General features: G+C 43.8%; 23 protein-coding genes. 4 read left to right on the top strand and 19 right to left on the bottom strand.

What is annotated here, in order from left to right; all coding sequences use genetic code 11:
- Positions 1-113: 113 nt before the first annotated feature.
- From ABCM67_RS09900 to pcrA, 12 genes are all read right to left on the bottom strand, one after another.
- The gene (locus tag ABCM67_RS09900) at positions 114-536 is read right to left on the bottom strand and encodes a sigma-70 family RNA polymerase sigma factor (protein WP_096241080.1); all 423 of its coding nucleotides are present in this window, start codon (positions 534-536) and stop codon (positions 114-116) included.
- A 3-nt stretch (positions 537-539) separates the two neighbouring features.
- Complete coding sequence (locus tag ABCM67_RS09895; protein ID WP_096241081.1) at positions 540-1,175, bottom strand: sigma-70 family RNA polymerase sigma factor; 636 nt, start codon at positions 1,173-1,175, stop codon at positions 540-542.
- A 445-nt stretch (positions 1,176-1,620) separates the two neighbouring features.
- A complete protein-coding gene (locus ABCM67_RS09890) occupies positions 1,621-1,977 on the bottom strand; it encodes a helix-turn-helix transcriptional regulator (RefSeq protein ID WP_096241082.1) in 357 nt (118 codons plus the stop codon).
- A gap of 109 nt (positions 1,978-2,086) precedes the next feature.
- A complete protein-coding gene (locus ABCM67_RS09885; RefSeq protein ID WP_342992828.1) occupies positions 2,087-2,416 on the bottom strand; it encodes a DUF6050 family protein in 330 nt (109 codons plus the stop codon).
- A 15-nt stretch (positions 2,417-2,431) separates the two neighbouring features.
- Entirely contained in the window at positions 2,432-3,607 is a 1,176-nt protein-coding gene (locus tag ABCM67_RS09880; protein ID WP_096241084.1) for a DUF6017 domain-containing protein, read from the bottom strand.
- Positions 3,588-4,493, bottom strand: a complete 906-nt coding sequence (locus ABCM67_RS09875; RefSeq protein WP_096241085.1) for a ParB/RepB/Spo0J family partition protein — start codon at positions 4,491-4,493, stop codon at positions 3,588-3,590. The genes ABCM67_RS09880 and ABCM67_RS09875 overlap by 20 nt, the downstream gene beginning before the upstream one ends.
- Positions 4,486-5,262, bottom strand: coding sequence for an AAA family ATPase (locus tag ABCM67_RS09870; RefSeq protein WP_096241086.1), 777 nt, complete (start codon positions 5,260-5,262; stop codon positions 4,486-4,488). The genes ABCM67_RS09875 and ABCM67_RS09870 overlap by 8 nt, the downstream gene beginning before the upstream one ends.
- Before the next feature lie 15 nt (positions 5,263-5,277).
- Positions 5,278-5,442, bottom strand: a complete 165-nt coding sequence (locus tag ABCM67_RS09865; protein ID WP_173700017.1) for a hypothetical protein — start codon at positions 5,440-5,442, stop codon at positions 5,278-5,280.
- Entirely contained in the window at positions 5,429-5,896 is a 468-nt protein-coding gene (locus ABCM67_RS09860) for a DUF6075 family protein (protein WP_096241087.1), read from the bottom strand. The genes ABCM67_RS09865 and ABCM67_RS09860 overlap by 14 nt, the downstream gene beginning before the upstream one ends.
- Positions 5,897-6,181: 285 nt before the next feature.
- Complete coding sequence (gene rlmD / locus ABCM67_RS09855; RefSeq protein ID WP_342992827.1) at positions 6,182-7,606, bottom strand: 23S rRNA (uracil(1939)-C(5))-methyltransferase RlmD; 1,425 nt, start codon at positions 7,604-7,606, stop codon at positions 6,182-6,184.
- 210 nt (positions 7,607-7,816) lie between these two features.
- The gene (locus ABCM67_RS09850; RefSeq protein WP_015526073.1) at positions 7,817-8,047 is read right to left on the bottom strand and encodes a hypothetical protein; all 231 of its coding nucleotides are present in this window, start codon (positions 8,045-8,047) and stop codon (positions 7,817-7,819) included.
- Positions 8,048-8,280: 233 nt separating this feature from the next.
- A complete protein-coding gene (pcrA, locus tag ABCM67_RS09845; protein ID WP_147603317.1) occupies positions 8,281-10,524 on the bottom strand; it encodes a DNA helicase PcrA in 2,244 nt (747 codons plus the stop codon).
- A 145-nt stretch (positions 10,525-10,669) separates the two neighbouring features.
- Here pcrA and ABCM67_RS09840 point away from each other — a divergent pair, with 145 nt between their 5' ends.
- Positions 10,670-11,290, top strand: a complete 621-nt coding sequence (locus ABCM67_RS09840; RefSeq protein WP_021651658.1) for a DUF1836 domain-containing protein — start codon at positions 10,670-10,672, stop codon at positions 11,288-11,290.
- A gap of 130 nt (positions 11,291-11,420) precedes the next feature.
- Here ABCM67_RS09840 and ABCM67_RS09835 read toward each other — a convergent pair whose 3' ends face one another.
- Complete coding sequence (locus ABCM67_RS09835) at positions 11,421-11,738, bottom strand: YerC/YecD family TrpR-related protein (protein ID WP_015526079.1); 318 nt, start codon at positions 11,736-11,738, stop codon at positions 11,421-11,423.
- Between the two features lie 239 nt (positions 11,739-11,977).
- Between ABCM67_RS09835 and ABCM67_RS09830 the strand changes: the two genes are divergently transcribed.
- From ABCM67_RS09830 to ABCM67_RS09820, 3 genes are read left to right on the top strand one after another with little or no spacing between them, the layout of a single operon-like run.
- Positions 11,978-12,667: a YesL family protein gene (locus tag ABCM67_RS09830; RefSeq protein ID WP_022426525.1), complete on the top strand. Its 690-nt coding sequence runs from the start codon at positions 11,978-11,980 to the stop codon at positions 12,665-12,667.
- Complete coding sequence (locus ABCM67_RS09825) at positions 12,667-13,608, top strand: TIGR01212 family radical SAM protein (protein ID WP_147603278.1); 942 nt, start codon at positions 12,667-12,669, stop codon at positions 13,606-13,608. The genes ABCM67_RS09830 and ABCM67_RS09825 overlap by 1 nt, the downstream gene beginning before the upstream one ends.
- 14 nt (positions 13,609-13,622) lie before the next feature.
- Positions 13,623-14,135: a DUF4364 family protein gene (locus ABCM67_RS09820; RefSeq protein WP_059086750.1), complete on the top strand. Its 513-nt coding sequence runs from the start codon at positions 13,623-13,625 to the stop codon at positions 14,133-14,135.
- Between the two features lie 28 nt (positions 14,136-14,163).
- Here ABCM67_RS09820 and ABCM67_RS09815 read toward each other — a convergent pair whose 3' ends face one another.
- From ABCM67_RS09815 to ABCM67_RS09790, 6 genes are all read right to left on the bottom strand, one after another.
- Positions 14,164-15,486: a replication-associated recombination protein A gene (locus ABCM67_RS09815; protein WP_147603279.1), complete on the bottom strand. Its 1,323-nt coding sequence runs from the start codon at positions 15,484-15,486 to the stop codon at positions 14,164-14,166.
- A gap of 182 nt (positions 15,487-15,668) precedes the next feature.
- Positions 15,669-16,433 (bottom strand): polysaccharide deacetylase family protein, encoded by a 765-nt coding sequence (locus ABCM67_RS09810; protein ID WP_092071246.1) that lies wholly within the window; start codon positions 16,431-16,433, stop codon positions 15,669-15,671.
- A 102-nt stretch (positions 16,434-16,535) separates the two neighbouring features.
- Complete coding sequence (locus tag ABCM67_RS09805) at positions 16,536-17,156, bottom strand: cytidylate kinase-like family protein (protein WP_173722505.1); 621 nt, start codon at positions 17,154-17,156, stop codon at positions 16,536-16,538.
- Positions 17,157-17,166: 10 nt separating this feature from the next.
- The gene (locus ABCM67_RS09800) at positions 17,167-17,877 is read right to left on the bottom strand and encodes an ABC transporter ATP-binding protein (protein ID WP_015526086.1); all 711 of its coding nucleotides are present in this window, start codon (positions 17,875-17,877) and stop codon (positions 17,167-17,169) included.
- Positions 17,878-17,891: 14 nt separating this feature from the next.
- The gene (locus tag ABCM67_RS09795; RefSeq protein ID WP_147603281.1) at positions 17,892-18,650 is read right to left on the bottom strand and encodes an ABC transporter ATP-binding protein; all 759 of its coding nucleotides are present in this window, start codon (positions 18,648-18,650) and stop codon (positions 17,892-17,894) included.
- Positions 18,651-18,652: 2 nt separating this feature from the next.
- Positions 18,653-19,726 (bottom strand): branched-chain amino acid ABC transporter permease, encoded by a 1,074-nt coding sequence (locus ABCM67_RS09790; RefSeq protein ID WP_173722504.1) that lies wholly within the window; start codon positions 19,724-19,726, stop codon positions 18,653-18,655.
- Positions 19,727-19,736 lie beyond the last annotated feature (10 nt).

Here is a 19,736-nt window from a genome sequence, read left to right as displayed (position 1 = left end):
TTATTGTTTTGAATTAAAATAGACATTTGCCCCTCCACTAACCGCATGTGTGAAAGGGCAAAAATTAACCTGTTTGAAATTTTTTTATAAAATTTTTTTGAAACAGCAAAAACTTACAAAGTTTCCAGCCTGTCTTTTAGTTTCTGCAATACTTTGTTTTTCCTGTTTCTGATTGTCTTTGTACAACACCCGAAATACTGTGCTGTTTTTTTAACTGTGTACTCTTCAAAAAATAATAATCTTATCAATTCCATTTCTTCTTCAGACAAATATTTCAGTGCTTCCTGCAGCTCTTGTATTTCTGACACCCTGATGACTATTTCTTCTGGTGATAATATATGCAAATAACTGTTGTAACTCGTTTCCCCTACTTTTTCTATTCCGCACACACCATTTTTCTGCATTTTTTCAAGCTGGTATCTTTCTTTTCTTCTTGACTGGTACCATGCCAGATATACGTCTCTGGTAACTTCTATGAGAGTTTCATTTACACGCAGCACATACCGTTGTCTTTCCTTTGGTTTTTTACCACGCATCTTTTATTCTCCCTTCTGAAGCACTCCGATCAGTCTGCCTGCATTTCTTCTCATTTTCTGCTTTGCCTGTGAAATACATTTTGATACTGCCGGTTCTGTAATTCCAAACACCCGTGACACTTCTCTTTGTGTACGCTGCTGAAAATAAATTTGATGGATCACCTGTCTCTGCCGGTCAGTCAGCAGATCCATGAATTCTCCAATAGCTTCTTCTATGATCAGTTTTTCAAGTACATTCTGCCTTTTATCCACCAATTCACACCAGCCTTCTGAAATATGGCTGTATGAAATGCAATTATTATGTTCTCGTACCTCCCTGTTCCTGCACAGCCGATCTTCACCTTCTAATATCAACCGCACATACCAGGGCTGATTATCAAAAAAATCTTCCTTAACAACTGTTATTTTTCTTCCTGCTTCATATACATAATCTCGACAGGTAAATAAAGGAAAAACCGTTCCATAATCACCCACGCAATAGAAAACATATCCTGTCTGATACGCAATAATTTCCGCACCATCTATCAGTCTCTGCTTTACAACTGCCACATCGTTTTCTCTTAAATACCTGGCGGACGGAACCTTTCTTCTTTCTTCCCTGTTACCTACAACCTGTTTCAATTCCTGCAATGTCAGCATGATTACCACCCTTCTGCCTGCTGGCAACAGGTGCCCATCAGCAGAAAGGATAGGATTATTGCTGATCTACTGGCAAAAGGGCAGTAAAAAACAGCTTCCGGCACACCCGTTTTTTTTAACGAGAGCCTGAAACTTCCTTACTGCCCTTTCTGCTAATTTACAGCATCCTCTATTTTATTTTCCGTCTGATGTCCCGGTCAGACTTCTTTGCATTTCTTTCCGTTTTTATGTTCTTTTCATTTTCCATTAAAACAGAATAGTCTCCCATTGCATCATAGGGACACTGCTTCCGATAGATTAAATTTTCTTGTCTGGTCATCAATCCTATCTCCCTTCCTTGTTTCTGTCTCTTTCTCTCTGTTTGCTATTTTAACAGCACAAAAAACTATTATCCTTAGCATATATGGGGAGTTTTTTTGTTTTACACCCCATATATGGTGAAATTTCACCTGTACTCATTAAAACTTTCTATCAGTGAATCTATTGTCTGCATGATAATTTTCTGCTCTTTCCATTCCATCTTCTGAATACGATAAAATACTTCCTCAAACTGCTTTCTTTTTTCTGCATCGTCCCCCTCTTTTCCCATCAGGATATTGGCATCTGTTTCCAGGATCTCAATCATCTTCCTGAAAATCTCAACAGACATTGCCGTTTGCCCTCCTTCTATCCTGCTGACCGTATTGACACTGATACCTGCTTTTTCCGCAAAAGATTCCTGTGACAACTTCATTTCCTGCCTGCGTTTTCTGATCCGTTCTCCCAATTCAATAAGTTCTGTGGAAATTGCACGATTGCTCAATACGGTGTCTCCTTTCCTGCAATTTATCCCAGCTTTACGACATTGTGTCGCAAAGTTTCCAGAAAAAAAGCAGCTAATTTTGTCTTAGCTGCTTTTCAAAAGATCTATTTCATTTTATTCTCGGTATTTTATGTATTCCTGTAATAACTGTGAGCAGGAAAACACTAAGATAAATGATTGCCTGTCCAACCATTGCCAGAAGAACGACACTTCCTATCAATCCTCCGATCAGAAAATTCATTGTCCATACTGCCAGTGTTCCTCCAAGGTCAAACCCTCTTGGAACCATCCAGACACACATTTTTCCAATTCCGAATGGTATCCCCATCAGTAGCAACAGCAATAAATAATTGCACTTCCCATCCTGGATACAAAGCGGTCTCAACACTGCAAACAATACAACAATCACCAGTGCTGGAACAATAACTTTTTTTATCATATTTCTCATGTTCCTTTATCCTCCATACATATCGTGATTAACCTCTGCCTGATAATAGCTGTTTATCGTTGCCGGGGCATTATACAGGGCAGTCAAAAGATATGCTTTAATGTTTCCAACCTTGGTCGTATTTCGATTCAGACAAAACAGCACATATTCGATATGTGAATAATTCAGCTTCATAAACCTGCTTTTCACCAAAGCAACTGGCTTTTCTGTCCCTGCAATCCGAATCATACTGTCCTCCGGCATCATCATAACTTCAATCATCAGTTCTACCAGTTCATCCACATCTTCTCTGGCATGATATTGATAATCTATATTTTCATGAATCACTTCCCGATATGTCCGCATCTCCTCCATCACATCCCTTTTCTTTTTCAGATTACCTGATATGATTGGATAGGATTGATTTATCTCAGTTTCACTAATATCAGTCTTGTTAATATCAGTATTATTAGATTGTGATTTCGGATATTCTGGTTTTGTGATTTCCACTATTCTTGAATGATGATTTTCACCATTTTGGAATTGTGATTCTGAAAATTCTTGATTTGTGGTTTTCATCATTCCTGAATTGTGATTTTCACCATTCTGTAATTGTGATTCCACACAATCCTGAATTGTGGATTTCACTACTCCTGAATGATGATTTTCACAATTCAGAAAAGTACCTGTTTTTTCCCTATTCTCAGCTTCTGATTGCAGATTTGCACATTCTTCATGGTTTCCCTGCTCAGATTGCAGATCTGCACATTTTCTATGATTTTTCTGCTCTGATTGCAAATCTGCACAGCTATCCATCGGCTTTTGGTCTGGCACTTCTCTGAGCATAAAATTTTTCACATAAATAACATTAGGCTTTCCCAGTCCCAGACGTTTCTTTTCAATCAGTCCAATCCCATTATTACTGTCCAGCTCTTTTACCAGCTTCACTGCCTTTTGGGTTCCACAGTTCATCAGCTCTGCAATTTCTTCCACCGTGAAAATAATATATACTCTGTCCTCTGAATCCAGCCAGCGGTTTTTAATACTCAGGCTCATACGGTCCAGCATCAGGCCGTATAATACCTTTGCTTCACAAGAAAGAGCTTTAAAGCATGATTCTGTAAACAGCACTTTCGGGACACGATAAAAGCTGTATTGTTCCGCTTCCATTCCCGTAAAATAATCAAACTGTATCTTCTGCATCTGCTACTCCTTCTCTGTTTTCTTTCCACTTATCCAAAAGCATAAAAATAACTTCTTCTATCTGTTCTTTAGAATATGTCTCTGGAAAATAATTGCCGATTTTTTTTGCCGGAATTGTTACATTGATTTTACTGTTTTCTTTTTTCAATAAAACGGCATAGATATAACCCTGAGTTAATTTTCCATTTGCACTGCATTCCTTTAATTGTTCTGCCTGTTGTTTTGTCGGAAAGATATTACTGTTGACAATTCCTTCCAGAAGCCATTCCTGTTCCTGTGGTTTCAGATAAGACAATTTTTCACCCACAATCATAGGGATTTTATTATCGTCCACATATTCCAATAATCCATCTGATAATGAAGCCAGACGAATATATCTCTGCACGGTTCTTCCACTGTCCCCGGCTGTTTCACCAACCATATCTGCCGTATATTTTTCACCTTTACTTCCTTGGTGTTTCATAGCGTCATATTTCATCTTATAGGCATGAGCCTTTTCACTTGGCAGAATATTTTCACGCTGAATGTTGGAATCGACCATAATTATGACAGCTTCATCATCTGTATAGTTTCGGACAAGGACCGGCATAGTTGTTTTGCCACACAGTTCACAGCCTCTTTTTCTCCTGTGACCTGAAATCAGTTCATATCCACCTTCTGATCGGGGTCTTACCAGAGCAGGATTTAAAACACCGTAGTTTTTAATACTCTCTACTGTCTCATCCATTTTTTCATCATCGCTCACACGAAATGGATGATTTTTAAAAGGATAGAGCTTTTCCAGTTCTATTTCCACAATCTGGTTCATACTCTTTTCCGGTGATTCTTCTAATCCCAGTAACTCATCATAAGAGGTAAGCTGAATCTCTTTTTTCGGTCTACGCATGTTTCAACACCTCCTGAACCAGTTCTCTGTAACTGTCTGCCCCTTTGCTTTTTCCATCATAAGCAAATATACTTACACCTTCAGATGCTGTTTCTGCAAGACTTTCCGTTCTCGGAATCGTCTGCTCAAAAATCTTAATGTCATTTCCATATGTAGTTTTAATTGCCTGTTTGTTTCTCTTTGCATTATTGTAACGGCAATTATCCATTGTGAACAAAATACCTTCTATCTGCAATTCCGGATTAAACCTCTGATGGATTCCTTTTACCACTTTCAGTAATTCCATAAGTCCATCTGCCGCATAATATTGTGGCTGTACCGGAATCAATACACTGTCCGCTGCACTCAACGCATTGATTGTCAGCATTCCCAATGATGGCATACAGTCAATCAGAATATAATCATATTCATCTTTCAACAGTTCCAGATACTCTTTCAGTACTTTTTCCCTATCCTCAACTGTAAATAAGGACATATCCATTCCGGCAAGCAATTTATTGGACGGAATCAGATCCATCCCTTCTTCATGGTGCAAGACTGCTTCCTTTGGATCAAACTCCAGTCCCATGATGATATTTTCCATCATACTCTTTAAAGTCACTTTGAGATTTTTGGGAAATCCCATTCCCATTGTCAGATGTCCCTGCGGATCTGCATCTACCAGCACTACTTTTTTCCCATTCTTTGTCAGTCCGGCTCCCAGATTGATGGTTGTCGTTGTTTTGGCTACTCCGCCCTTCTGATTTGCAATAGCAATTACTTTACACATATACCTTCCTCCGATTTACTGTTTTTCTTCTACTTCTACATAAACACGAAAATATTTACTTGTTCCTTTATTTGCATAAGCATCAGATACTTCCAGGACATCCAATTCCTTATGATTTTCCAAAATACGGCAAAACCATTGAATGTCCCTCAAAGTACCCTGTAATCTAATTTTCAGCATACATATCCTCCCAGTCTTTGTAAAAACAATACTCTGGATAACGGATTTTAATGGCTTCCCAAAAATACCGGGCATATCCGCAGCAAAACAGATCTTCTACGGTATAATACTGACACTCTTTTAACTGATCTTCCTCTGCCTCATAATCTCCGACACTTGGTGTTCCATTACAGTAAAGGTTAAATGCCATACGGACAATCCGTAAACTTCCACTAGTCTGCCATCCTTCCAGCAGGCATTCCGTTTTTACACATCCAGTTTTAAAATTATAGATTTTATTCACATTATTTCTTGTGTCTCTGTCGATACCCAGGCAATAAACCAAAGCCCGATGGTAGACATCCTGATATCTGCATTTTTTCAGATATTCCTCATAAAATTTTTCGTGTTCCCTGCTCTTGAAAGTAATTGTGCGAGAATTGCTATTCTCTGCTCTTAACGCTGTGTTTGTCATTTTCATTTTCCTCCTGAATTTTTAATATTTAGGTATAAAAAGACACTCCATTTCTGGAATGCCCCATAAAAAATAGGGACACCCGCTTTTAACAAGTATCCCTATAATCTATCAAATATCTGATAGTCCACTATTCACTTTCATATTCAGGATTTTTTGTGTTCCCCGTACCGAGGTCTAAGGCAACCACAACGGTGACTCTCTGCACAAGCAACTTTTCCTTGTGATTTTCACCGATTTTGTTGAAACTGAAAAACTCTACAAAGTGCGTAAATTCAAGGATTTCTAGATATCTTTCCTTTGTAGTCCCACCACAGTCTCCACATGAACGCCCTGGCAGAACTGATCCACTGCACAGGCGTGGGTCATCTCATATCCTGCCTCATAAAATGCCGGGAGGTCTCTCACAAGACTTGTAACTTTGCAGGAAATGTATACGATCTGGTCTACGCCGTAAGCCAGGATCTTTGGAAGGGCTTTGGGGTGAACGCCATCTCTGGGCGGATCAAGGATGATCATATCCGGTTTCTCCGGCACATCATCCAGAACCTTCAGCACATCCCCGGCAATAAAACGGCAGTTATCAATGCCGTTAAGTGCAGCGTTTTCTCTGGCGGCTTTTACCGCGTCTTCCACGATCTCCACACCGATCACCTCGCTGGCAACAGACGCTGCAAGCTGTGCAATAGTTCCTGTTCCGCTGTAAAGATCAAACACTACCTTATCTCTGGTATCTCCTACATATTCCCGCACTTTGGAATACAGGATCTCTGCAGCCAGGGAATTTGGCTGGAAAAAGGAAAAGGTGCTGATCTTAAATTTCAGTCCAAGAAGTTCTTCATAGAAATAATCCTTTCCATAAAGGATCTTCGTCTCGTCGCTCTGTACCACGTCGGATAAAGAATCATTTAAAATGTGCATGATCCCCACGATCTTCCCTTCCAGCGGAAGCGCAAGAAGCTGTTCTTTCAGAGGCTCCAGATCATATTCTTCCTGGGTGGTGGTTACCACATGGACCAGGATCTCACCACTTGTGACGCCTCTTCGAAGAAGAAGATGTCGAAGATACCCCACATGCTGCAGCTTTTTATAGAAGCTGGCATTACGCTCCAGGAAAAACTCCCGCACACAGACCAGGATCTTCGTCATATCCGGATGGACCAGTTTACAATCATCCGTATTCAGGATATCGTAAGTGCTTCCCTTCTTGTGAAGTCCAAGGGACAGCGGCCCATCCTTATACTCATCCCCAAAGGAAAACTCCATCTTATTGCGGTACCCGAACTCAATAGGACTGCCGTAGATCCCATCCCAGTGATATAAATGATCTGCAGCCTCAGCTTCTTCCGTCCCATCACCGTTCTTCCCGATCTTAGCCAGACTTTCTTTTACTGCCCCATCCAGAAGTTCTCTCACCTGGCGCTCCTTCATCTCCTTCTGCGCCTCATAGCTCATGGTCTGGTACATGCAGCCGCCGCATGCCGGAAACTCCTGACAGGCAGGTTCTCTTGTTTCCAGGGGAGATTTCTCCAGGACCTCCAGAAGACGTCCTTCCGCCCGGCCGGAACGTTTCTTATTGATCATAAACCGGACTTTCTGTCCCGGGATTCCGTTTTTTACAATTACTTTCTGGTCATCAACCCAAACAAAACCTTTGTTTGGAAATTCCACTTTTTCTATAATACCTTCGTAAATTTCACCTTTTTTCATAAATCCTCTTTCTGTTTTATAACCAGCAGACAATAGTTCGAACATTCAGGATCCTCTTTACTGTCTGCTCATGAACGCCAGCGTTTCACGGTCCGTTTTCAAAAATCAAGCCCCGGTATCGCGCCGGGGCTTCAATTATCCGCTTCTCATATTCATACATAACAGACAGCCATTCTGATCTGTTCAAAACAGCCTCTGCAGTGAAAGTTCTTACTCTTCCTCATCCTCGAAATAATCATCGAAGTCATCATCAAAATCTTCTTCAAAATCTTCCAGGTAATCCGGAGCGAAGAAACGATATACTGCAAATGCGATTCCTGCAACAGCTGCAACTGCGCCGATGATCGCCAGTACCCAAAGGACTGTGTTCTTATCTTTCTCTTCTTCTTTTTTCTTCAGTGTTGCAAGCAGTTCTTCAAGCTTTGTTGTATTTAAATTCATAACACTGCACCATCCTTTCTTTCTGTTCGGCTGTACTGTCTGACAGTAAACCGGCAGCACAGCAAAAATATTCTATCACTGTACCGACCTTTCCTAAGTGTTCTTATTATACCACCATATGTCTGATTTTACCATAACTTACGCAAATTTTAACAGGAACATTCCGGAATAATGTTATTTGCAGCTGCTTCGAAATATTTTCACAAAATATATGCAAAACGGCCATTTCATTTTCAGATCTTCTTCAGTTTGGCAAAACCTGCGAACATTTTTTTCACACCGACTTTGTCAAAATCTACCGTTACCTCGTAATCCCGGCCGCCTTCTACAATATTCTTCACGATACCAACTCCGAATTTCACATGGCGCACGGTATCACCGACTCCGTAATCCAGCTTCGCTGCCTTGGTAACGGTGAAATCCTTCTTCTGAAGGCTTGTTTTTGCCTGGAAATTCATTTTCATCTGGGCATAGGCGCTTTTCGGAGATACGATATCATCTACTCTGGGCTTTTTCTCCTGAATGGTATGTCCAAGATCTACCAGCTCCCGTGGAACCTCCCTTACAAAACGTGACACACGGTTATACTGAGTCTCCCCACGGATCATCCGCTGTTTTGCACAGGTTAAGGTCAGTTCCTTCATGGCACGGGTGATCCCCACATAACAGAGCCTTCGCTCCTCCTCGATATCCGACGGATCACCGGACCAGATGGAAGCATATCCCGGAAAAACACCGTCCTCCATTCCCACGATAAATACATTTGGGAACTCCAGTCCCTTGGCACTGTGAAGAGTCATCAGCAGCACATAATCCTGATCCGGATCAACAGAATCAATATCTGCCACCAGTGCGATCTCTTCCAGAAATGCAGAAAGTGTTGCCGGCTGTCCTGCCTCTTCCATGGCTTCCTGGAAGGATTCTGTCTTGGAGATCAGCTCATCGATATTCTCGATCCTCGCCTGGGATTCCTCCGTTTTTTCTGCTTCCAGCTCTTTCACATAACCGGTCAGTTCGATGACTTCTTCCAGGGTTTCACGGACTGTGTATGCCTCTGCTTTACTCTTAAGTCCCTGGATAAAGGATACAAAATCATTGATCTTTCCTGCTGCCCGGCCAATGGATGGCACTTCCTCCACCACACGGAGGGCATCATAAAAGCTCAGGTTCATCATATCCGCATAATCCTGGACACGGCCGATGCTGGTAGCGCCGATTCCTCTTTTCGGCACATTTAAGATCCTTCGCACAGCCAGATCGTCACTTGCATTGTCAATGGTCTTCAGATAACTTAACAGGTCCTTGATCTCCTTACGGGCATAGAAGTTCACCCCGCCGACAATCTTATAAGGAACATTTGCCAGGAGGAATTTTTCCTCGAAGAGGCGGGACTGGGCATTGGTCCGGTAAAGTACCGCGCAGTCCTTATACTGAAATTTCCCGTTACGCCGTCCCTGGATGATCTCACCCGCAACATATTCCGCTTCCTCAAATCCGTTGTTAAACTGACGGAAATGGACTTTATCGCCCTCTTCGTTCTCTGTCCAGAGGCGTTTTTCCTTACGCTCTGTGTTGTTGACGATCACCTCATTGGCTGCATTGAGGATGTTCTGGGTAGAACGGTAATTCTGTTCCAGGCGCACCACCTTAGCCTCAGGAAAAACCTTCTCAAATCCTAAGATGTTCCCGATATTTGCTCCACGAAAACGATAGATGGACTGATCATCATCACCAACCACACAGAGATTCTTGTATTTCTCAGCAAGAAGACTTACAAATTTAAACTGGGCAGTATTGGTATCCTGATACTCATCCACCATAATATATTTGAAACGTTCCTGATAATAGTCCAGGATATCCGGATTATGCTGAAAAAGCTCCACCGTCTTCACGATCAGGTCATCAAAATCCAGCGCATTGTTTCCCCGGAGGATAGACTGATATTCCTTATACATACCGGCAATCTTCCGTGCATCCGGATCGCCGCCTGCATTCAGCTCCATCTCTTCCGGTGTGATCAGTTCATCCTTGGCATGGGAAATCTCAGCAAGAACGCCTCGTTCCTTGTAGATCTTGGTATTGATATCAAACTTCCGGAAGATTTCCTTCATGACTGTTTTCTGGTCGTCGGCATCATAGATGGTAAAATTACTGCCAAAGCCCAGCACCTCAATATGTCTGCGCAGGATCCTCACGCAGGCGGAATGGAAGGTGGAGACCCATACGCTCTCCGCACCCATTCCCGCAATTTTATTCACGCGTTCCCGCATCTCACTGGCGGCCTTGTTGGTAAAGGTGATCGCCAGGATATTCCATGGGTTTACACCCTTTTCTTCCATTAAATAGGCGATCCTGTGGGTCAGCACTCTTGTTTTTCCGGAACCGGCTCCTGCGAGGATCAGAAGTGGTCCCTCTGTATGTACGGCAGCTTCCCGCTGCATAGGATTCAATGTGTCCAAAGCATCATGTATACTCATTTTGATCTCCATTTCTTTTTCCATATGAACAGTATCTTTATATACTATCATGACTTTACTTTCCGGTAAACCCACCTCTCTGAAAAAAAGTTTCTTTACAAGTAGTATTTAAAACTATATAATAGGGAGCAGAGGTGATAATGCGATGACAGAAAACGAAAAAGAAATGATGAACAGCATTTTTGCAAAAATTGCTGAGCTTGATTATATAAAACCCGATGAAATTCCCAATATTGCTCTTTACATGGATCAGGTCACAACCTTTATGGAAGATAATCTCGCTTCCACCAAGCGTCATGATGATGACAAGATCCTGACCAAGACCATGATCAACAATTACGCAAAGAACAAGCTCCTTCCCCCGCCGGAAAAAAAGCGGTATTCCCGGGAGCATCTGCTGATGCTGATCTTTATCTACTATTTTAAAAATATCCTCTCCATCAGTGATATCCAGACCCTTCTGGGACCGATCACCGAGAAATACTTCAAGTCCGTTACAGAAAAGGACATGACTTACATCTACCAGGAGGTTTTCAGTATGGAGCAGTCACAGATCCGTTACCTGGAAAAGGATCTTATGCGCCGTTTCAAAAGTGCCGGAGAAATTTTTGAGGACGCCGACCCGGAGGATAAGGAATTCCTTCACCAGTTTTCCTTTATCTGTCTTCTTAGCTTCGACGTATACATGAAAAAAATGATCATCGAAAACATGATCGACCACATGAATTCCTCAAAAGATACGGATTCCTCAAAAAAAGACAAATAATATCCGGAGCTCACATCCGATCATAAACGTGCGTCGCCGGGCGCACCGAAAAAAAAGAGACAGACGCACGATCGCCTGTCTCTTTTTCGTTACAGCATTATCCGTTATCATCACGGTATGGACGTAAGCCTTATTCTGCTTCGCCGCCCTGCTCCCCGTTATCCTTCTTCATACGTGCAAATACCATCTCATAACCATCATTTCCATAGTTCAGGGAACGGTTCACACGGCTGATCGTAGCTGTGGAAGCTCCTGTTTTCTCGGAAATATCAAGGTATGTACGCTTATCAGTAAGCATCTTGGCTACCTCGAAGCGCTGAGATAAAGAAAGCAGCTCATTGATGGTGCACACATCCTCAAAAAATGTATAACACTCTTCCTTGTCCTTCAGGCACAGGATCGCTTCAAAAAGATGATCCACAGCCTCCGTCCTGATTTTTTTGCTCATTGTTACGCTCCTTTAAAATACATGAATTTCGTCTAATACAATACTGATATTTTAACACTCTAAATCGTGATAAGCAAGCCTTTTAGGAAAATTTAATAAACTATTTCTCTTTTTTGTCTTTCTATGGCGGACACATGATTTTCCCATTTCCACTGCCCCGGAAAACATTTGGGATTTGCTTTTTCTGCTGTGATTGGGTATACTTAAAATAATATCCAAAAGAAAAGGAGACTTATCAAATGAATCGTTTTTTCAACATGGACAACAAATTCTTCGTGTTCATGGGACGCGTAGCAGACCTGCTTCTTCTGAATTTTCTGTGCATCCTCTGCTGTATTCCGGTTGTCACCGCAGGCGCCTCCATAACAGCTCTCTACTATGTCACACTGAAGATGGCAAGAGACGAAGAATCTTATATTGCCCGCAGCTTTTTCCACTCCTTCAAACAGAACTTCAAACAGGCGACCATCATCAATATCATCATGCTCCTCACCGCTGCTGTTCTGTTTATCGATCTTCGGATCGCCAGAGCCGGAAGCGGAGCTATGTACAAAGGACTTTTCAGTCTGTTCATTGCATTTGCACTGATCTATGCGATGATCCTTCTGTACATTTATCCGATCCTTTCCAAATTTTTTAATTCCGTCAAGAATACCTTTGTAAATGCATTCCTGATGTCCGTCCGCCATCTTCCGCTGACACTTTTGATGCTTGTGATCTCTGCGTCTCCGCTCCTACTGATGTGGCTTTTTGCTTATGTGAGCTACGCACAGTTTACATCCATCCTGATCATGCTTTTTATTCTGATGGGATTTTCCACGCTGGCCTACTGGAAATCAAAGATCTTTGTAAAGATCTTCGATAACTATATACCGAAAGATGAAAACGAAGAAAACGGCGAAGAGAAAAACGAACCGAAAGAGGCATAATGAAGCGCTGGAACGACAAGCCTTATCATTCTCTGGACTATATGCTCCGGGAGCGATACGGCGAAAAGGTCTACCGGGTTGCCTTAAACGGCGGCATGTCCTGTCCCAACCGTGACGGCACCCTGGGCAAAAAAGGCTGCATCTTCTGCAGCCAGGGCGGAAGCGGAGATTTTGCAGCAAACGCCGCTCTTTCCATTACAGAGCAGATCAACACACAGATTAAAAGTCTCTCTTCCAAACGCCCGATTCATAAATATATCGCCTATTTTCAGGCATATACAAACACATACGCTCCTGTGGAACACCTGCGTAAGATCTTCACAGAAGCCATCTCCCATCCGGATATCGTGGCACTGTCCATTGGTACCAGACCGGACTGTCTGGGAGATGATGTACTGGAGCTTCTTGATTCCCTGAACCAGATCAAACCGGTGTGGGTGGAGCTGGGGCTCCAGACTATCCATGAAGATACCGCCAGATATATACGGCGCGGCTATCCACTGTCCTGTTTTGATACCGCAGTGAAAAATCTCCGCGCAGGCGGCATCGAAGTGATCGTCCACACCATCCTGGGGCTTCCCGGCGAAAGCCGGAAGGATATCCTGGAAACAATGGCTTATCTGAACGCCATGGATATCCAGGGGATCAAGCTGCAGCTTCTTCATGTACTGCGTGGTACAGATCTTGCCGCTGATCATGAAGCCGGTCTTTTCCGCACTTATGAACGGGACGAGTATCTGAACCTTGTCATTGACTGTCTGGAACATCTCAGACCGGATATCGTGATCCACCGGGTCACCGGCGACGGACCGAAGGATCTGCTGATCGCACCTTTATGGGCCAGCCGCAAACGAGAAGTTTTAAACCTTCTTCATCACCGGATGAAAGAAAGAGCAAGTTTTCAGGGAAAAGCTCTCGAAGCCTTTTCCCGCAGCCAGTAAAAAGGAGGATTCTTATGGCATCACCTTTTACAACCTATAAGCTTATTATTTTATATATGCTGCAGAATTCCGATGGGGATCTCACAAATTCCCAGATCACCGATTTTATCCTGGACCGGAAATACACCAATTATTTTCAGCTCCAGCAGGCAGTTTCCGAACTTGTGGAGGCAGATCTGGTGGAAATGTCTTCACAGTCCAACCGCAGTTACTATCGACTGACCTCCGAGGGAAAAAACACTCTGAAATATTTTTCCAAAGAACTTTCCTCTGACATCAAGAAAGAAGTGGAAGAATATCTCAATTCCCTCCACTGCAAGATCGAAGAACATCTCCTGACTCCTGCAGATTACTATCCCACCAAAGAGGGCAGCTACTCGGTACGTCTGCGGATCATCGAAAGCGGCGTCAGCATCGTTGATCTCAGCATCAATGTGCCAAATCTTGCTGCTGCACAGTCTGTATGTGAAAGCTGGCCTTATAAATACCAGAATGTTTATGACAAAATAATGGAGGAGCTGCTCTGAGAGGCTCCTCCGTTTTACTTATATTCATTTATTTCGCTTCTTCGTGGATCTTCTTCATATGCTCTTTCAGTTTCTTTTCATATCCCATATCACTGAGCTCGTAAAAATGTTCTCCTTCGATTTCTGGTGGCAGATACTGCTGTTTTACATAGTGGTTCGGATAATCATGGGCATATTTATATCCGATACCATGACCCAGACTTTCGTGGCCACCATAATGGGCATCCTGCAGATGCACCGGAACGGTTGTCTTCTTCGCCTTCACGCAGCGCATGGCTTCCTGTATGGCATTTACTGCAGAATTGCTCTTGGGTGCACAGGCCATGTATGTAACTGCCTGGGAAAGAATGATCTGGGACTCCGGCATTCCCACACGTTCCACTGCCTGTGCTGCTGCCGTTGCCACGCAGAGGGCCTGGGGATCTGCATTTCCGATATCTTCAGAAGCAAGGATCATGATCCTTCTTGCGATAAATTTCACATCTTCTCCTGCATAGAGCATTTTTGCCAGATAATAGACTGCCGCATCCGGGTCGGAGCCTCGCATGCTCTTGATAAAGGCAGAAATGATATCATAATGATTGTCCCCGTTCTTATCGTAGCGCACCACCCGCTTCTGGATACACTCAGAAGCCACCTCAAGGGTCAGATGTATCTTACCGTCTGTATCACGGGGTGTGGTGAGGATTCCCAGTTCTATGGCGTTTAAGGCGCTTCTGGCGTCTCCTCCTGCCATATCTGCCAGAAATTCCAGAGCATCCTCCTCGATCACCGCCCCATAGCTTCCCATTCCACGTTCCGGATCGTTAACCGCACGCAGGATCAGTTCCTTTATCTCCGGTATCTCCAGGGACTTCAATTCAAAGATGATCGATCTTGAAAGAAGCGCTCCGTTTACCTCAAAATATGGATTCTCTGTTGTGGCCCCGATAAGAATGATGGTTCCGTCCTCCACAAAGGGAAGAAGGTAATCCTGCTGGCCTTTGTTGAAACGATGGATCTCATCGATGAACAGAATGGTCTTTTTTCCATACATGCCGAGATCGTCCTGTGCCTGCTTTACAACTGCTTCCATATCTTTCTTCCCTGCTACGGTTGCATTGATCTGGGTAAAGCTGGCGCTTGTGGTATTGGCGATGACTTTTGCCAGGGTGGTCTTTCCGGTTCCCGGAGGGCCGTAAAAAATAACAGATGTCAGCTTATCCGCCTTTATGGCACGATACAGCAATTTATCTTTTCCTACGATGTGCTGCTGTCCCACCACCTCATCCAGTGTTCGCGGACGCAGCCTGGATGCAAGAGGTGACTCCTGATCCAGCGTTTTTGACTTTGCGTATTCAAATAAATCCATGGCTTTCACTCCTGTATTTTCTGTAAAAAGCGGATATTCACGATCCGTATTCTTTTCATAGATCTGTATCCGGCAACGATCGTTTCATTTGTTTCCGGCATACGGACAGATTCCTTATTTTTATAATTTTACCTGTTTGCACATAAAAAAGCAATCGTTTCTGCCTTTTCGGCAAATCACAGTTACATCACCAGCAGCTGATCTGCAGTTACCAGGTCATATCCTTCTTCCGTAAGCATATCCGCGATCTCCAGGGCCGCTTCCACGGAGGTAGAAAAGCTGTCATGCATCAGGATAATGGAGCCATCCTTCACTTGTCTTTTTACGATATTTTCCACAGAACGGACATTTTTTGATTTCCAGTCCAGGGTATCCACATCCCAAAATACCGGCAGCATGGTCACACAGAGCTCCAGATCCTTCGGCCAGGCACCGTAGGGCGGGCGAAGATACATGGGATACTCTCCGGTGATCTCGTAGATCTCATTATTCGTCTTTATGATCTGCTGACAGGCCTGATCACCGGGAAGCTTATCAAGCTGCACGTGATCATACGTGTGATTACCGATGAGATGACCGTCTCTCTGCATCTGCGTTACGATCTCCTCATTTCCCCGGATATTTTTTCCCATAAGAAAAAATGTGGCATGGATTCCACGCTTCCGCAGGCCATCCAGAAGCAGAGGTGTATATGTTGCATGCGGTCCATCATCAAAGGTAAGAGCCACACGTGGACGATCCTCTTTTTCGCTTCTGTCAGAGGCTGTCTCAGCCACCGGTTCTGCTGCTTTTTGTCCGTACTGTGCCGCCACCAGCCGGAGCATCCCCTCACCGGCGATCATTCTGGTCACCCGCATCCGAAATGCACTGTCTGAGATTTTTCCATATCCGCTGAGCAGGATCAATACCATTGCCACTACACAGAAATATTTTTTTCGCTTATCCATATTTCCCGCCGGATCAAATATACTTTTCCACAATATATGAAAAAATCCCCGGGAAAAGACTTTTGGCTTTTCTTTCCCGGGGAATATTCTCTGATATATGTCTTATTTTTTCAGGATCTCAAGTGCACTCTCGATCTCCTCCACACATTTCTCATAACCAAGGGTACCGTTATCCAGGCACAGATTATATTTCGTCATGTCTGCCCAGTCAACACCCATGAAACGTTTGCAGAAATCTTCTTTGCGTTTGTCATCCTTCTGCATGAATTTCTCAATATCCTTTGTAGTTCCGCTGAGCTTCTTACTTGCCTCACGGATACGGAAATCCCAGTCTCCGTAAACAAACACACGAAGAACATTGGAATAATCCTTCAGGATCATATTTGCACAACGTCCGATGATCACACAGGACTCTTTTTCTGCCAGCTGCCGGATCACCTTTGCCTGATAATTAAACAGGTTCTCATCGGATGTGAAATCCTTGCTCTGAGGCGGGATCAGCTCACCCTTGTAGATTCCGGACTTTGCAAAAAATCTCTGCTTTGTGCTGACATTTTCATCTGCCCTTCCAAAAAGCTGCTCATGAATGCCGCTCTCCTCAGATGCCATGCGGATGATATCCTTGTCATAGTAAGAAATCCCTAATTTCTTTGCAAGCTCCTCTCCGATGGTACGTCCACCGCTTCCATACTGTCTTGCAATGGTAATTACGAAATTATCCATGTCTTTCCCCCTACTCTCCAAGATATGCCTTCTGAACGGCCTCGTCATTCAGAAGATCCTCTGCCTTTCCATCCATAGTAATGCTTCCTGTTTCCAGAACGTACGCTCTGTCCGCAATGGAAAGAGCCTTCTTCGCATTCTGCTCAACCAGAAGCACTGTAGTTCCGCTCTCACTTACCTCGCGGATAATGTCAAAAATCTCATTTACAAAGATCGGCGACAGACCCATGGACGGCTCATCCATCAAAATGATCCTTGGTCTGCTCATCAGTGCACGTCCCATGGCAAGCATCTGCTGCTCACCACCGGAAAGTGTTCCGGCACGCTGTCCTTTACGTTCTTCCAGACGCGGAAATCTCTTGTATACACCTGCAAGACTCTCTGCGATCTCTGCCTTGTCCTTTCTTGTATAGGCTCCAAGGAGCAGATTCTCATAAACAGACATATCCGCAAATACACGTCTTCCCTCCGGAACATGCGCCATACCCATCTCTACGATCTTATGCGCCGGTGTTCTTGTGAGGTCTTTTCCCTCAAACACAATGCTTCCGGACTTCGGAGAAAGAATTCCGGTAAGTGTCTGAAGTGTGGTTGTCTTTCCGGCACCGTTGGCACCGATCAGCGCAATAACCTCTCCCTGATTTACATGAAAAGAAATTCCCTTCAGAGCCTGGATCACACCATAATAGACCTGGAGGTCCTTTACTTCCAACATTGCCATTGTCTCGTTCCTCCTTATTCTCCCAGATATGCAGTGATAACCGTCGGGTCTTTCAGCACTGCAGATGTCTCCCCCTGGATCAGTACCTGACCGAAGTTCAGAACTGTAAGTTCCTCACAGATACCGCCCACCAGTTTCATGTCGTGCTCGATCAGAAGAACAGTCATATCAAAATGCTCCCGCACAAAACGGATAGTATCCATCAGTTCCTGTGTCTCATTCGGGTTCATACCAGCCGCCGGCTCATCCAGGAGAAGAAGCTTCGGCTCTGTGGCAAGAGCTCTGGCGATCTCCAGCTTACGCTGTTTACCATAAGGCAGATTTCCTGCCAGAGTGTCTGCTTCCTTATCCAGATCAAACACCCTCAGTATCTCCATGGCACGTTCATTCATCTCTTTTTCTACCTTGTAATATTTCGGCAGTCTTAAGATCCCGGTCAGTGTGGAATATGGATGATGATTGTGAAGTCCTACTTTTACATTGTCAAGAACCGGCATATCCTTGAAAAGACGGATATTCTGGAAGGTTCTTGCGATTCCGGCCTTGTTGATCTCAATGGTGCTTTTTCCGGTGATGTCCTGGCCGTCCAGTCTGATGATTCCCTCTGTTGGTTTGTATACACCTGTGAGAAGGTTGAATACCGTTGTCTTACCGGCACCGTTAGGTCCGATCAGTCCATAGAGCTGTCCCTTCTCAATGGTCATATTAAAGCCGTCAACAGCACGAAGACCGCCGAACTGGATAGACAGATTATTTACTTCCAGCATTGCCATGATCAGGCCACCTCCTTTTTCTCTTTTTTGCCTTTAAATTTCTCTACCATGCGTGCTCTCCAATCTCTCGCCGCCGGTGCCCAGTTAAAGAGCATCATGATGATCAGTACGATGGCATAGATCAGCATACGGTAGTTTGCGAATCCACGGAGAAGCTCAGGCAGTGCATAAAGGATAATGGTTGCAATGATAGATCCTCTGATATTTCCGATTCCTCCAAGTACTACATACACAAGTACCAGAATGGACATATTGTAATCGAATACAGAAACCTTAAGAAGAGAAAGGTTATGTGCATACAGCACACCTGCAACTCCTGCAAGGGCTGCGGAAATTGTAAATGCAAGCAGTTTGTATCTGGTGATATTGATTCCTACAGACTCCGCTGCAATACGGTTGTCCCTGGTTGACATAATAGCACGTCCGCTTCTGGAGTTTACAAGGTTCTGTACAATAAACAATGTGAGAAGAAGCAGGATCACGCCGATCAGGAAAAAGTAATTCTTGATATCTTTATAAAGAGTTGCTGTTCCCGAAATACCAAGGGCACCTTTGAGAATCTGCTTTCCGCCGGCTTCCAGATGAAGACCGGCTGCACTTGTTGCAACGTGAAGTCCTTTGTCATCCACGCCAATGTAAAGTACATTGATCAGGTTCTTAATGATCTCACCAAAAGCCAGTGTAACAATAGCCAGGTAGTCACCGCGGAGACGAAGTACCGGAATACCGATGATCACACCGAACAGTGCTGCAACTGCCGCACCTACAAGGATTGCAAGGATAAAGCGAGGAACCTGCGGAATGGAGTCTGCAGCAACCTGTGAAAACAGGGCACTGGAAAAAGCTCCCACGCACATGAAGCCCGCATGTCCAAGGCTCAGCTCACCGGAAAAACCGACTACCAGGTTCAGGGAAACTGATGCAATGGTATAAACACAAAGGGGAACAAGAAGTCCCATAAGAAGTCTGGAAAGATTTCCAGTTGAGGAAAGTGCCTGTACGATCACAAAGAGTACAATGACAATTCCGTAGTTGATCATGTTATTTTTTGTTGTTTTGTTTTTCATATTCTTCATATCGGCCACC

The sequence above is a fragment of the Blautia sp. 2227st1_G12_2227SCRN_220401 genome (assembly GCF_039062885.1).
Taxonomy (GTDB): domain Bacteria; phylum Bacillota; class Clostridia; order Lachnospirales; family Lachnospiraceae; genus Blautia_A; species Blautia_A fusiformis.
The sequence above is the reverse complement of the archived record's forward strand: the minus strand, read 5'-3'. Positions and strand labels throughout refer to the sequence as shown.